Consider the following 13176-nt stretch of genomic DNA (forward strand, 5'->3'; position numbering starts at 1 on the left):
AATTGGGTCTTAGAAGGACTTCGGCCAAGCTGACAGGCGAGCGGCAAGCCGTTAAGATGCCGCCGGGATCGATATAAATGCGGCCCCGATTTTAGCAGAAAGACCACTTAGAAAGCCCCCGCTCTCCCATGCGCATGCGACAACTTGTCCCCTTTTTGCTCGCTGCCGGTCTGTCGACCGCAGCCCTTGCCAACCCTTATGAAACGACGCTCAAGAACGGCCTGCGCGTGATTGTCAAGGAAGACCACCGCGCCCCGACTGCCGTCCAGATGGTCTGGTACCGCATCGGCAGCACGGACGAGGTCGATGGCGCCTCCGGCGTCGCCCACGTGCTCGAGCACATGATGTTCAAGGGCACGCCCAGTGTCGGCCCCGGCGAATTCAACAAGCGCGTCGCGGCCGCCGGCGGCAAGGACAACGCCTTCACCAGCCGCGATTACACCGCCTACTTCCAGCAGGTGCCGAAGGAAAAACTGGCCGACATGATGCAGCTCGAAGCCGACCGAATGCGTCACCTGAATGTCGACGCCAAGGAATTCGAGCAGGAGATCAAGGTCGTCATGGAAGAGCGCCGCATGCGCACCGATGACAACCCGCAAGCCAAACTGTTCGAGCAGATGAACGCCGTCGCCTTCCAGGCTCACCCGTATCGCCGGCCGATCATCGGCTGGATGAACGACCTGGAAACGATGACCGCCGCCGATGCCAAGGCCTGGTACGACACCTGGTACGTGCCAAACAACGCTTACGTCATCATCACCGGCGACGTCGATCACAAGGAAGTCTTCGCTCAGGCCGAAAAATACTACGGCCCGCTTGAAGGCCGCGCCCTGCCGCCCCGCCGCCAGCAAATCGAGCCCGTACAGGAAGGCCCCCGCCACGTCACGGTCAAGGGCCCGGCCGAACTGCCGGTGCTGATCATGGGCTACAAGGCGCCGATCCTGCGCGACATCGACAAGGACAGCGCCCCCTACGCACTGGAAATGCTCGCCTCCATCCTCGATGGTCACGATGCTGCCCGCTTCAACAAGAAATTGGTGCGCGAGGACAAGGTCGCGCTGTCGGCCGGCATCGACTACGACAACACCGCCCGCGGCCCCGGCATGCTCTACCTGCACGGCACGCCGTCGGAAGGCAAAACCGTCGCCGATCTGGAAGCTGCGCTGCGCGCCGAGATCGTCCGTGTCCAGAAGGATGGTGTCAGCACCCAGGAACTCAAGCGCGCCAAGGCCCAGCTGGTGGCTGGTCAGGTCTACAAGCTTGATTCGATGTTCGGTCAGGCCATGGAAATCGGCCAGATCGAATCGGTCGGCCTGCCCTACCAGAAGCTCGACCACATGCTGGACAAGCTGCAGAAAGTCACCGCTGCCGACGTTCAGGCCGTAGCCAGAAAATACTTCAACGACGATGCCCTGACCATCGGCGTCCTCGATCCGCAGCCGCTCGACGGCAAACCACGCCGTCCGGCCGTCGCTACCCGCCACTGAGAGCGCAAATCGATGCCCTTACCGTGGAAGACCATCCTGACCAATGTGCCGTGGAGCGACGTTCTCGGCAAAGCGCCCCAAATCGCCGATAGCGCGAAAAAAATGTGGAAAGGCATGGGCCGCAAGAGTGCCGAGGCGGCTGAATTCGACCCCGCCGGCGAAAGCATCGCCCCCGATGCCGATTTCTCTGCCCGCCTGAGCTTGCTGGAAGCCGCTAACCGCAAGTTGCGTACGCAAATTCTCGCTTCCAGCGAACTCATCCAGACCTTGAGCGAGCAGAATGTCCTGCTCGTCGCTCAGATCGAAAACCAGCGCCAGCGCGCCCGCCTTCAAGCCTGGGCGCTCACCGCCACGGCACTGCTTGCCAGCCTGGCCCTGATGCGGGCCTGGCAGCCCCGCTTAACGGAGTTTTTTGCATGAAAAAACTGTTGATCGCAGCCATTGCGCTGCTCCTCACCCAAAGCGTCTTCGCCGGCGTCAAGATCGAACACTGGGTTTCCCCCTCCGGGGCCCGTGTCTATTTCGTCGAAAGCCGCGTCCTGCCGATGCTCGACGTTCAGGTCGACTTTGCCGCCGGCTCGATGTTCGACCCGGTCGGCAAATCAGGCCTCGCCGCCCTGACCCGTGCCGCCCTCGATCTCGGCGCCGGCAAGCTCGATGAAACCGCCATCGCCGAACAACTGGCCGACATTGGCGCCAATCTCACCGGGGGGGCTGACACCGACCGCGCCAGCGTTGCGCTGCGCACCCTGTCCGCCAGGGACAAGCGCGAACCCGCCCTCGACATCCTGAAGACCGTGCTGCACAAGCCGCTGTTCGATGCCGCCATCTTCGAACGCGAGAAGGCGCGAACCATCGCCGGCCTCAAGGAAGCGATGACCCGTCCCGACAGCATCGCTGGCAAGGCCTTCTGGGCTGCCATGTACCCGAACCATCCCTACGGCCGTCAGGCCACACCGGAAAGTGTCGGCACGCTGAACCGCGACGACCTTGTCGCCTTCCACGCCCGCTACTACAACGCAGCCAACGCCAGCATCACGCTGGTTGGCGATCTGTCGCGCCAGGAGGCAGAAAAGCTTGCCGAAGCCATCGCGTCCGGACTACCCAAGGGTCAAGCCGCCGTATTGCCAGCCCCACCCGAAGCGCCAAAAGGAGGCCTGACCCAGCTCGCTCACCCAGCCAGCCAGGCCCATGTCTACATCGGTCTGCCGGCCGTCGAACGTGGCAATCCCGATTTCTTCCCGCTGCTTGTCGGCAACTACACCCTGGGCGGTGGCGGCTTCGTCTCCCGGCTGATGAAGGAAGTCCGCGACCAGCGCGGCTATGCCTACAGCGTCTATAGCTACTTCGCCCCGCTCAAGCAGACCGGCCCCTTCCAGATCGGCCTGCAGACCAAGCGCTCGCAAGCCAGGGATGCAATCAAGGTGGCGCGCGACGTGCTCGAAGGCTTCCTGAAAGACGGCCCGAGCGACGACGAACTGGCCGCCGCCAAGGCGAACCTGACCGGCAGCTTCCCGCTGCGCCTGGACAGCAACAAGAAGATCCTCGACAACGTGGCCGTGATCGGCTTCTACGGATTGCCGCTCGATTATCTCGATCAATATCAGGCCAAGGTACAGGCCGTGACCGCCGACGAGATCAAGCAGGCCTTTGCCCGCCGCGTGCGGCCGGAAAGCCTGATCACGGTCACGGTGGCCGCAGATTGAACTCGGTTCGCATCGTCGGCGGCGAGTTCCGCCGGCGCGTCCTCAAATTCCCGGACAGCGAAGGCTTGCGCCCGACCCCGGATCGCGTCCGCGAGACACTCTTCAACTGGCTGGGGCAGGCGCTCGACGGCTGGCACTGCCTCGACCTGTTCGCCGGCAGCGGTGCCCTCGGCTTCGAAGCAGCCTCGCGTGGCGCGGCTCGTGTCGTCATGGTCGAACAGGCACCGAAAGTGCTCGCCGCGTTGCATGAAAACCACGAATCGCTCCATAAACCGAGCGCGATAGAGATCATCCGCGCGGATGCGATACAATATTTGGCCTCGACGAAGGCAAAATTCGACCTGATCTTCCTCGATCCGCCCTACAAAAAAGGTTGGATTGACCGTCTGGAACCACTCCTTCCAGACGTATTGAACGAAGATGCAGCAATCTACGTCGAAGCAGAATACGAAATAAAATCGCTTGGCGATTGGCGCACAGTGCGCCATGGCAAGGCGGGGGAAGTCCACTTTCACTTGTTGCGCCGAGAAACAGGCGGGGAATCAGCTTGAACAAACTCAACCATCGCGTTGCGATCTACCCAGGCACCTTCGACCCGATCACCCGGGGCCACGAAGATCTGGTCCGTCGCGCTTCGACGCTGTTCGACAAGCTGATTCTGGCCATCGCCGAAAGCCCGTCGAAGAAGCCACGCTTCCCGCTGGCCGACCGCGTCGAAATGGCCCAGGAAATTCTCGGTGACCTGAATAATGTCGAAATCGTCGGCTTCAACACACTGCTGATGAACTTCGTCCACGAAAAGGGCGCCAAGGTCGTCGTCCGCGGCCTGCGCGCCGTGTCCGATTTTGAATACGAATTCCAGATGGCGGGCATGAACCGCAGCGTCTACCCCGAGGTCGAAACCGTGTTTCTGACGCCGGGCGAGCAGTACATGTTTATCTCCGCTACCATGGTGCGTGAAATTGCGCGCCTGGGTGGCGATGTCAGCAAATTTGTGCAACCTTGTGTAGAAAAGCGCCTGCGGGCGACAACCACTGCTTAAACGAGAGAGGAACAGCTATGGCTCTGATGATTACCGACGAATGTATCAATTGCGATGTGTGCGAACCGGAATGCCCGAACGAGGCCATTTCCCAAGGGGAAGAGGTTTACGTCATCGACCCGAACAAGTGCACGGAATGCGTCGGCCACTACGACGAACCGCAGTGCGTCCAGGTCTGCCCGGTCGATTGCATCCCGAAGAATCCGGATGTTGTCGAAAGCGAAGACCAGCTCTGGGTCAAGTACGAAAAGCTCACTGGCAACAAGCGCGCCTGAGTCTTTTGCGATACCAATAAAAAACCCGCGAATTTCGCGGGTTTTTTATTGCCCGTTGCGGGCTAGGCCGCTTCCAGCTGTTGCGAGGTGAGCGGCAGGAGCATTTCCTGAACACGACCGATGATCTCTTCCAACGCATCGATCTGCTGTAGCAGGTTTTTCTCGACGCCGTCCAGTTCGGTAATACGATCCTCCAGCGTGTCGGTTGCCTGGTGAATGCGCTTGATGCTCTCCAGGCGACGTTTCAACTGAATCTGGTGCTCCCGCACCTGCGTTTCCATCGGTGCCATGACAGCGCGCAGCCAGACTTCCGCATCACGATTGGCGTGCTCGAAGGCGCGGCGAACCTGGACTGCCACTTCTTCGAAGAACTTCTGCGTGATATTCCGTTTGTCATGGGTCAGCAGGCTGACCATGGTGTTCAGGTGATCGTCGCACCAAGCTTGCAGGCGATCGAGCTCCTTTTCGTAGCGAAGCAGTGAGAAGGTCGTCGGCGAGCCAAGCTTGAGGCCATGCTCGACAGCAAATTTCTTGTAAACCGCCTCCATCATCGACAGGATTTCGCTGATTTCGGTATTCGACTTGGCCAGTGCATCACGCGACTGCGAGAAGAAATGCGCCATGGCATCGGACAAGGTCTTGGAAAACGCCGCTTCGAGCATCGCCTCACGGGTTTCGTGCGTCAACTGGCGGAGTACATCAAGACCAAGGTGGGCAAACAGCTTGTTGGTCAGCGTCGAAAAAACACTGCGCACCGCATAGTAGCGCTGCAAGCCGGACTCGAATTCGTCCTTCTCCGAGCGCACCTTGCCCATCATGTATTCGACGACGCCCTTGTTCTTGCCGCGCAATTCCGTCAATTCAGTCAATTGCTCGCGCAAGCCGACGAGGCGAGTATCGAGCAACCCGCGCACACGGCGGCTGACATCCCCGAACTCGCTCTCGGTGCTTTCGCAAACAATGTCGCGCTTGGCCGGGATCAGCTCCTTGGACAAGGCCGCTTCCAGCAAGGGCAAGCGGCTCTTTTCAAGCAAGGCGCTATCACCGTTGATCTTGGCGACCAGCCCCTTCTGGGCGGAAACCGGGAAAACCTGGCTGGCTGGCAGTTCAAGGATATCGGCACTGGTATTAACCTGGCGCTCGATCTCGGCGTCGATTTCTTCCGCCGTCTTCAACTCGTCCCACTGGCCGTCGATCTTGTTGAGCACGACCATGCGACCGCGCTTGGCCATGCCGCCACCACAAATATGCTCGCGCCAGATCGCCATATCGGACTGGGTTACACCAGTATCGGCGGCCAGGATGAACAATACGGCATGGGCATTCGGCAGTAGTGAAAGCGTCAGTTCCGGCTCGGCACCGATGGCGTTCAAGCCCGGGGTGTCGAGAATGACCAGCCCTTGCTTGAGCAACGGATGCGGAAAGTTGATCATGGCGTGGCGCCAGCGCGGCACTTCAACCAGGCCGTCATCACCGACGCAGTACAGTTCGATCTGCCCCTCACCTACCTCAAAACCAAGACGAGAAGCCTCTTCCGGCGTGACTCGCGTCGTTTCACTGACGTGGCGAAGTGCATCCTGCATGGCATCCGGCGATTCGGTATCGAGCGTCACCTTGGTCCACTCATCCGGAAAACGCTTGTATTCGCTGACGCTGGAATTCGAAGATCGCGTCTGGATCGGCAACAACTCGATACTGGGCAACTTGTTGCCATCGAACATCAATTCAGTCGGGCACATCGTCGTCCGGCCGGCTGACGAAGGCAGCATTCGGTTACCGTAATCGGCAAAGAAGATGGCGTTGATCAGCTCCGACTTGCCGCGCGAAAACTCGGCAACGAAGGCAACATTCAGACGATCTTCGCGCAGCCGCTCAAGCAATTGCGTCAGGCGCAGGTCGCTCTGGGCATCGGAAAGCTCGTTTTGATTCAGCCAGCCCTGCAGCTCGCCAATATAGTTGGCGAGGCGGGAGCGCCAGGCGGTATAGGCGGCAAATTGATTGGCAAGCGACATATTTTGTATTCCCGGATCCTATCGGAAACTCCAATTTAGCATAAAAACAGTAGCTTGCAGGCAGCTTTTAATGCTGACAGCCAGTGCAGTAGTAAGTACTTCGCCCGGCCTGCCGAATCTGGCGAACGACCCCGCCACAGCGCAGACAAGGCTGGTTGGCGCGATCATAGACACCGGCCTGAATCTGAAAACAGCCGGCCCCGCCATCGCTGTGTACATAGTCGCGGATACTGCTGCCGCCGGCCGCAATTGCATCCGACAAGGTTTCGCGTATGGCCGGCACCAGAATTTCATAGCGCGCCCGGCTGACTCGGTTGGCCGCCCGCAGCGGCGAGATGCCGGCACGAAACAAGCTCTCTGAGGCATAGATGTTACCGATCCCAACCACTAGGTGGCTATCCATCAGGGTCGGCTTGATCGGCCCGCTACGCCGGGCAATCGCTTCATACAGCCACTCAGCCGTAAACATCTCGGACAAGGGCTCGATACCCTGCGTCGCCAGCAACGGATGGCACTCAGCCGAGGCGGGCGGCCCCGGTTGCCAGAGCACGACACCGAACCGACGCGGATCGGCAAAGCGGAGAATCTGCCCGGCCAGCACCAACTCGAAATGGTCGTGTTTGGCCGGCGGCAGATCGAACGGCACGAAGCGCAGATTGCCCGACATGCCGAGATGAATGATCAGCGTACCCTGGACACCACGCCGCTCGCAATCGAGCAGCAAATACTTGCCGCGACGACGAACAGCGACCACCCGGCACCCCGGCAACAGCGTTGCCAACGCAGGAGGGATCTCGTGCCGTAGCTTCGGCGCACGAATAACCACTCCTTGTATCACCTGCCCAGCAAGCTCCGGCTCCAGCCCGCGGCGACAGACTTCCACTTCCGGCAATTCCGGCATTACTTGTTCCCCCGACAAAACCCAAATACCATCGCAAACTTATTGGATTCTATGCGCTCCAATGAGACTGCTTCACGCAAACCTTGATCGAAAGCCTTCCATGTCACCGAAGTTCATCGCTGCCGCCATCTCCCTCGCCCTGGGCCTCACCCAAGGCGGATACGGTCTGGCCGCCGACGAGCCCCCCGCCAAGCCTATCGCCAAACGCATGGCGGCCCGCGTAGCATCCTCGGAGGATCTGCTGGCACGCACCGTTTTCCAGGCACTGGTCGGCGAATTCGCCCTGCAGCGCGGTGATGCCAGGCTCGGCTCCGATGCCTGGACCGATCTCGCCCAACGTACCCGCGACCCCAAGGTGATCGCCCGGGCCACCGAAGTTGCCGGGTTTGCCCGCCAGTATGACCGCGCACTCGAACTCTCGAAACTGTGGATAGAAATCGAACCCGATTCCGCACAAGCCAGACAAACGCAATCTTCCCTGCTGGTCATGGCCAACCGCCTTGACGACCTGGCGCCGCAACTGACTGCGCTACTTGAACAGGACAAGCCAAATCTGGCCAGCAACCTGCTGCATCTGAATCGCATGCTCTCCCGCATCGGCGACAAGAAATCCGCACAAGCCCTGGTCGATCGTATTGCAACCCCCTACGACAGCCTGCCCGAGGCTCATTTTGCGATGGCCCAGGCGGCATCGAACGCCAACGACAACCTGCGCGCCCTGAACGAAACAGAAAAGGCCTTGCAACTCCGCCCCGACTGGGAAATGGCCGCGCTGGCTCGCGCCCAACTACAAGCGCGCCAATCCGGCAAGACGGCGATAGACAGCCTCGCAGACTTTGTCAGCCACAACGCTACCGCCCGCGATGCCCGCCTGACCCTGGCCCGTCTGCTGATCAGCGAAAAACGCTACAGCGAAGCGCGCCAGCATTTTGATCGCCTGATCAAGGACAACCCGGACAGCCCGGAAGTCATTTACCCGGTTGCCATGCTCGCCCTGCAGCAGGGTGACGCAAACACCGGCCGTAAACAGCTCGAACACTTGCTGACCACCGACTTCCCGGACAAAAACACCGTGCACTTCTTCCTTGGCCAACTCGACCAGGAACAGAAAAAACCGGAAATGGCACTCGAGCACTTCCGCCAGGTCACTGGCGGCGAGCAATACATCGCGGCCCGCTCGCGAGCCGCCCAGATCCTGCTGCAACAGGGCAAAAGCGAAGAGGCCCGCGAACTCCTGCACAACACGCGCGGCGGCACGGTCGCCGAACGCACCCAGTTAACCCTGGCTGAATCACAGCTATTGCGCGAAGCAGGCCGCCATAACGACGCATACATCGTTCTCGATAGTGCCCTTTCCGTGCAACCCGACAATACCGAGCTGCTCTACGAAGCAGGCCTGACGGCAGAACGCATCGGCAAACCGGAGCTGCTTGAAACCCACCTCAAACAACTGCTCGCCATCAAACCCGACCATGCCCACGCCCTGAATGCACTGGGCTACTCCTGGGCCGAACGCAACATTCGCCTGCCGGAAGCCCATGACCTGATTGCCAAGGCGCTCAGTCTGGCACCGGAAGATCCCTTCATCATGGACAGCATGGGCTGGGTGCTCTATCGCCAGGGCAAGCTCACCGAAGCCCTGCAAACACTGGAGCAGGCCTACAAGATCAAGGCCGACCCGGAAATTGCCGCCCACCTCGGCGAGGTTCTGTGGGCGCTGGATCGCAAGGACGAAGCCCGCAGTCTCCTCAAAGCGGCTGCCAAGGCCAATCCAGACAACGAAGTGCTGATCGGCGCCGTCAAGAAACTACTGCCTTGAGACTCCGCTTTTCCCTGCTGCTCACGGTCAGCCTACTGGCCGGTTGCGCCAGTGCGCCCCCCGCCACGCTGCAGCACCGCGACAATATCCGCGATTTTTCTCTGGAAGGCCGATTCGCCCTGCGTGTGGCCATGCCCGACCAGGCGCCGCAAAGCTCAGGCGGCCGCCTGAGTTGGACCCACCGGAACCGCAGCGACCGCGTCCTGCTGTCCAGCCCCCTCGGCTACGGCCTGGCTGAAATTGAAACCACGCCCGAACTGTCCCGACTACGAACCGCCGAAGGCAAGCAAAGCGAATCGACCGATCCCGATACCCTGATTGAAGAAGTCACCGGCCAGCGTCTGCCGGTCACTCGCATGCCGGCCTGGCTGCTTGGGCGCTCCGGAGGCAAGGCGCAAATCTTTAACGACCCGATTGGTCGCCCTGGAAAATTGCTGGAAGACGGTTGGCAGGTCGACTACACCTATGATGATGAAGCGCCAGCCGCCCTGCCCAGCCGACTGAATATTTCCCGCGACGGCGAAATCGAACTGAAATTGCGCATCGAAGAGTGGAAAGAAACACCTTGAGCAACTGGAACTGGGACAGCTTGTGGCCTGCGCCGGCCAAACTTAATCTTTTTCTGCACGTGATCGGCCGGCGCGCCGATGGCTACCACCTATTGCAAACCGTCTTCCGCTTCATCGACCGAGCCGATACGCTCCGTTTCGAGCCGCGCAGCGATGGTGAAATCGTCCTTGCCACCCCGATCCCCGGCGTCCCGACCGACAGCGACCTGACCGTCCGTGCTGCCCGCCTGTTGCAGCAGGCAAGCGCTTGCCGACAAGGCGCCACCATCCATCTCGACAAACAATTGCCGATGGGTGGCGGACTGGGCGGCGGCTCTTCCGATGCAGCCACCGTACTGCTCGCGCTGAACCATCTCTGGCAGACAGGCCTGACTCGCCCCCAACTGGAGAAACTCGGACTCACTCTCGGCGCCGATGTGCCGGTATTCGTGCATGGCCACAACACCTTTGCTGAAGGTATCGGCGAAGCATTTACCGATATCGAATTACCACCGCAAAGCTATCTGGTCCTGCATCCCGCAATCCACGTCCCGACCGCGGCCATTTTCGGCGCCCCTGAACTCAAGCGCGACACCCCTCCCATTCGGCACGGCGAATGGCAGCCCGGACAAGGCCACAATGACCTTGAAGCTGTGGCCTGCGCCAAATTTCCTGCGGTCGCCGAATACCTCAACTGGCTGAAACAACATGCACCACAGGCGATGATGACCGGCTCCGGCGCCTGCGTCTTTGCCGGCTTCGCCAGCCGTCGCGAGGCAGAAGCCATCCTGGCGCAATGCCCCGCTGACATGAACGCCTGGATCGCCGATGGGCTTGGCGAACACCCGCTCGCAAAAATTTCATAAAGAGCTGGATTTCTTCCGGCGACTACTGTAATATTCGCGCCTCGCTCGGACGCGAACCCGTTCGAGCAACCCGCTGGGGAGTCGCCAAGTTGGTCAAGGCACCGGATTTTGATTCCGGCATTCGAAGGTTCGAATCCTTCTTCCCCAGCCAAAATTTCCTTCGGGCAGGTCACAAGCCTGCCCGATTTTCATTGTATCGGGCGAATACAGGCGACTATGCTTAAAGTCCGGAGGAACGCGGAAATGGCTTACAACAGCTTGATGGTCTTCACCGGCAATGCCAACCCAAAACTGGCCGCCGATGTCGCAAAACAGCTCAATGTCGACCTCGGTCGCGCCAATGTCGGTCGTTTCTCTGACGGAGAAGTCAGCGTCGAATTGCAGGAACACGTCCGCGGCCGAGATATCTTCGTGCTGCAATCCACCTGCGCCCCGACCAACGATAACCTGATGGAACTGCTGGTCATCGTCGATTCGCTGAAGCGCGCCTCGGCCGGCCGGATCACCGCCACCATCCCCTATTTCGGCTACGCCCGCCAGGACCGCCGTTCGCGCTCCTCCCGCGTGCCCATCGCCGCCAAGCTGGTCGCCAACATGCTCGTCGCCTCTGGCGTCGACCGCGTGCTGACCATGGACCTGCACGCTGAACAGATCCAGGGCTTCTTCGACATTCCGGTCGATAACATCTACGCCCTGCCGATCCTGCTCGACGACATCCGCAAGCAGAATTACGAAAACCCGCTGGTCGTTTCGCCTGACCACGGTGGTGTCGTTCGCGCCCGTTCGCTGGCCAAGCGCCTCGAATGCGACCTGGCGATCATCGACAAGCGCCGCCCGAAAGCCAACGTTTCCGAAGTGATGAACATCATTGGTGAAGTCGATGGCCGCACCTGCATCATCATGGACGACATGGTCGACACCGCCGGCACCCTGTGCAAGGCCGCCACCGCCCTGAAGGCCAATGGCGCCAAGAAGGTCGTTGCCTACTGCACCCACCCGGTGCTGTCCGGCCCAGCCATCGAGCGCGTCAATAGCTCCGACCTCGACGCGCTGGTTGTGACCGACACCATTCCGCTGCGTGACGATGCTGCCGCTTCCCCGCGCATCCGCCAGCTTTCCGTGGCAGAAATCATGGCCGAAACCATTCGCCGGATCAGCAATGACGATTCCGTCTCGTCGCTGTTCATCGACTAAATTTTTTAAACCTTCCCGTTCTGGTCGCGGACCGGGAAAAACATTGGAGTATCACCATGCAATTCGAACTTAACGCGCAAGCGCGTACGCTGCAGGGAACGGGTGCGAGCCGCCGCCTGCGTCACGCTGCCAAAGTACCGGGTATCGTTTACGGTGGCGCAGCCGCCCCGCAATCGATCGAAGTCGACCATAACGATCTGCTGCTGAAGCTGAAGAAGGAAGCCTTTCATTCTTCGATCATCAACCTGATCATTGACGGCAAGAAGGAACAGGTTCTGCTCCGTGACACCCAGGTTCACGCCTACAAGCCGCTCGTCCTGCACGTCGACTTCCAGCGCGTTGATGCCACGCACGAATTGCACGTCAAGGTGCCGCTCCATTTCGTCAACGAAGAAGTTGCCCCGGGCGTCAAGCTCAACGGCGGCCTGGTCAACCACGTGATGACCGAAGTCGACATCCAGTGTCTGGCTGGCGACCTGCCCGAGTTCATCGAAGTCGACCTGTCGTCCCTGAAGATTGGTGGCAGCATTCACCTGTCCCAGCTCAAGCTGCCGAAGGGCGTCAAGATCGTGCACCACACCGCTGATGACTCCGTCGTCGTCGGCATCGTCGGCAAGGGCGGCGCTTCTGAAGAAGCCGCTGAAGGCGAAGCTGCTGCCGCCGAGTAATTTCCGGCATCCCGCAGTAATGGCCGCCGCAGGCATCATGCCGCCGGCGGCCTTTTCGCACTTATAGCCATGAACGCTCCCCGCCTGATCGTCGGCCTCGGTAACCCCGGCCCGGAATACGAAGCTACCCGGCATAACGTCGGTTTCTGGTTTGTCGACCAGTTGGCCGACAAGCTGAAGGTATCGCTCGCCCCACAGGCCAAGTTCTTTGGCCGGGCAGCGCGCACCGGCGAAACCTGGCTGCTGCAGCCGACCACGTTCATGAACCGCTCCGGCCAGGCGGTCGCGGCGCTGGCCAATTTCTACAAGATTCCGGCGGACGAGATTCTCGTCATCCATGATGAACTCGATCTGCCGCCCGGCGGCATCCGCCTCAAGCAGGGTGGCGGCAACGGCGGCCACAATGGATTGAAAGACATCCAGGCCAAACTCGGCACACCGGATTTCTGGCGCCTGCGCCTCGGCATCGGCCACCCGCGCACCCTGAACCTGTCGCAACAGGTCGTTGATTTCGTACTGCACCAGCCGCGCAAGGAAGAACTGCCGGATATAGAACACGCCCTCGCCCGCTGCCTGCTGGCCTGGCCAAAACTCGCCGCCGGAGACTTTGCCGGCGCTCAACAACAGTTGCACGGCAAAGCCGTCTAAGGAAAAACCC

At 60.4% G+C, this 13176-nt stretch carries 14 protein-coding genes and 1 tRNA gene; 13 read left to right on the forward strand and 2 right to left on the reverse strand.

Annotation, left to right across the window (positions count from 1 at the left end):
- The first annotated feature begins 134 nt into the window (after window positions 1-134).
- From DARO_RS18975 to DARO_RS19000, 6 genes are read left to right on the forward strand one after another with little or no spacing between them, the layout of a single operon-like run.
- Complete coding sequence (locus tag DARO_RS18975) at window positions 135-1487, forward strand: M16 family metallopeptidase (protein WP_497463000.1); 1353 nt, start codon at window positions 135-137, stop codon at window positions 1485-1487.
- A gap of 12 nt (window positions 1488-1499) precedes the next feature.
- Entirely contained in the window at window positions 1500-1907 is a 408-nt protein-coding gene (locus DARO_RS18980) for a hypothetical protein (protein WP_011289445.1), read from the forward strand.
- Entirely contained in the window at window positions 1904-3193 is a 1290-nt protein-coding gene (locus DARO_RS18985) for a M16 family metallopeptidase (RefSeq protein ID WP_011289446.1), read from the forward strand. The genes DARO_RS18980 and DARO_RS18985 overlap by 4 nt, the downstream gene beginning before the upstream one ends.
- Window positions 3190-3744, forward strand: coding sequence for a 16S rRNA (guanine(966)-N(2))-methyltransferase RsmD (gene rsmD, locus DARO_RS18990; RefSeq protein ID WP_011289447.1), 555 nt, complete (start codon window positions 3190-3192; stop codon window positions 3742-3744). The genes DARO_RS18985 and rsmD overlap by 4 nt, the downstream gene beginning before the upstream one ends.
- Window positions 3741-4235, forward strand: a complete 495-nt coding sequence (gene coaD, locus DARO_RS18995) for a pantetheine-phosphate adenylyltransferase (protein WP_011289448.1) — start codon at window positions 3741-3743, stop codon at window positions 4233-4235. The genes rsmD and coaD overlap by 4 nt, the downstream gene beginning before the upstream one ends.
- Before the next feature lie 17 nt (window positions 4236-4252).
- Window positions 4253-4510, forward strand: a complete 258-nt coding sequence (locus DARO_RS19000) for a YfhL family 4Fe-4S dicluster ferredoxin (protein ID WP_011289449.1) — start codon at window positions 4253-4255, stop codon at window positions 4508-4510.
- 62 nt (window positions 4511-4572) lie between these two features.
- Here DARO_RS19000 and DARO_RS19005 read toward each other — a convergent pair whose 3' ends face one another.
- Together DARO_RS19005 and mutM are read right to left on the reverse strand one after the other, a co-directional pair.
- Window positions 4573-6522, reverse strand: coding sequence for a dynamin family protein (locus tag DARO_RS19005; RefSeq protein ID WP_011289450.1), 1950 nt, complete (start codon window positions 6520-6522; stop codon window positions 4573-4575).
- A 67-nt stretch (window positions 6523-6589) separates the two neighbouring features.
- Complete coding sequence (gene mutM / locus DARO_RS19010) at window positions 6590-7423, reverse strand: bifunctional DNA-formamidopyrimidine glycosylase/DNA-(apurinic or apyrimidinic site) lyase (protein ID WP_011289451.1); 834 nt, start codon at window positions 7421-7423, stop codon at window positions 6590-6592.
- A gap of 100 nt (window positions 7424-7523) precedes the next feature.
- Here mutM and DARO_RS19015 point away from each other — a divergent pair, with 100 nt between their 5' ends.
- The 7 genes from DARO_RS19015 to pth all read left to right on the forward strand — a co-directional run bounded on the left by DARO_RS19015 (window position 7524) and on the right by pth (window position 13166).
- Window positions 7524-9242 (forward strand): tetratricopeptide repeat protein, encoded by a 1719-nt coding sequence (locus DARO_RS19015; protein ID WP_011289452.1) that lies wholly within the window; start codon window positions 7524-7526, stop codon window positions 9240-9242.
- Entirely contained in the window at window positions 9239-9811 is a 573-nt protein-coding gene (lolB, locus tag DARO_RS22005; protein WP_011289453.1) for a lipoprotein insertase outer membrane protein LolB, read from the forward strand. The genes DARO_RS19015 and lolB overlap by 4 nt, the downstream gene beginning before the upstream one ends.
- Window positions 9812-9831: 20 nt before the next feature.
- Entirely contained in the window at window positions 9832-10656 is an 825-nt protein-coding gene (gene ispE, locus DARO_RS19025) for a 4-(cytidine 5'-diphospho)-2-C-methyl-D-erythritol kinase (protein ID WP_011289454.1), read from the forward strand.
- Between the two features lie 74 nt (window positions 10657-10730).
- Window positions 10731-10807 (forward strand) — tRNA-Gln (locus DARO_RS19030).
- A gap of 92 nt (window positions 10808-10899) precedes the next feature.
- Window positions 10900-11850 carry a ribose-phosphate pyrophosphokinase gene (locus DARO_RS19035; protein ID WP_011289455.1) on the forward strand — a complete coding sequence of 317 codons (951 nt, stop codon included), beginning with the start codon at window positions 10900-10902 and terminating at the stop codon, window positions 11848-11850.
- 56 nt (window positions 11851-11906) lie between these two features.
- Window positions 11907-12518 (forward strand): 50S ribosomal protein L25/general stress protein Ctc, encoded by a 612-nt coding sequence (locus DARO_RS19040; protein WP_011289456.1) that lies wholly within the window; start codon window positions 11907-11909, stop codon window positions 12516-12518.
- Window positions 12519-12587: 69 nt separating this feature from the next.
- On the forward strand, window positions 12588-13166 hold the full coding sequence (gene pth, locus DARO_RS19045) for an aminoacyl-tRNA hydrolase (RefSeq protein ID WP_011289457.1): 579 nt from the start codon (window positions 12588-12590) through the stop codon (window positions 13164-13166).
- The last annotated feature ends 10 nt before the right edge of the window (window positions 13167-13176 follow it).

Source organism: Dechloromonas aromatica RCB (assembly GCF_000012425.1).

Bases quoted from the DNA above. Each gene is read 5' to 3' on its own strand.
- DARO_RS19035 (WP_011289455.1), top strand. From the start codon at position 10,900: ATGGCTTACAACAGCTTGATGGTCTTCACCGGCAATGCCAACCCAAAA.
- DARO_RS18980 (WP_011289445.1), top strand. From the start codon at position 1,500: ATGCCCTTACCGTGGAAGACCATCCTGACCAATGTGCCGTGGAGCGAC.
- DARO_RS19000 (WP_011289449.1), top strand. From the start codon at position 4,253: ATGGCTCTGATGATTACCGACGAATGTATCAATTGCGATGTGTGCGAA.
- pth (WP_011289457.1), top strand. From the start codon at position 12,588: ATGAACGCTCCCCGCCTGATCGTCGGCCTCGGTAACCCCGGCCCGGAA.
- DARO_RS18985 (WP_011289446.1), top strand. From the start codon at position 1,904: ATGAAAAAACTGTTGATCGCAGCCATTGCGCTGCTCCTCACCCAAAGC.
- DARO_RS18975 (WP_497463000.1), top strand. From the start codon at position 135: ATGCGACAACTTGTCCCCTTTTTGCTCGCTGCCGGTCTGTCGACCGCA.
- DARO_RS19015 (WP_011289452.1), top strand. From the start codon at position 7,524: ATGTCACCGAAGTTCATCGCTGCCGCCATCTCCCTCGCCCTGGGCCTC.
- mutM (WP_011289451.1), bottom strand. From the start codon at position 7,423: ATGCCGGAATTGCCGGAAGTGGAAGTCTGTCGCCGCGGGCTGGAGCCG.
- DARO_RS19040 (WP_011289456.1), top strand. From the start codon at position 11,907: ATGCAATTCGAACTTAACGCGCAAGCGCGTACGCTGCAGGGAACGGGT.
- DARO_RS19005 (WP_011289450.1), bottom strand. From the start codon at position 6,522: ATGTCGCTTGCCAATCAATTTGCCGCCTATACCGCCTGGCGCTCCCGC.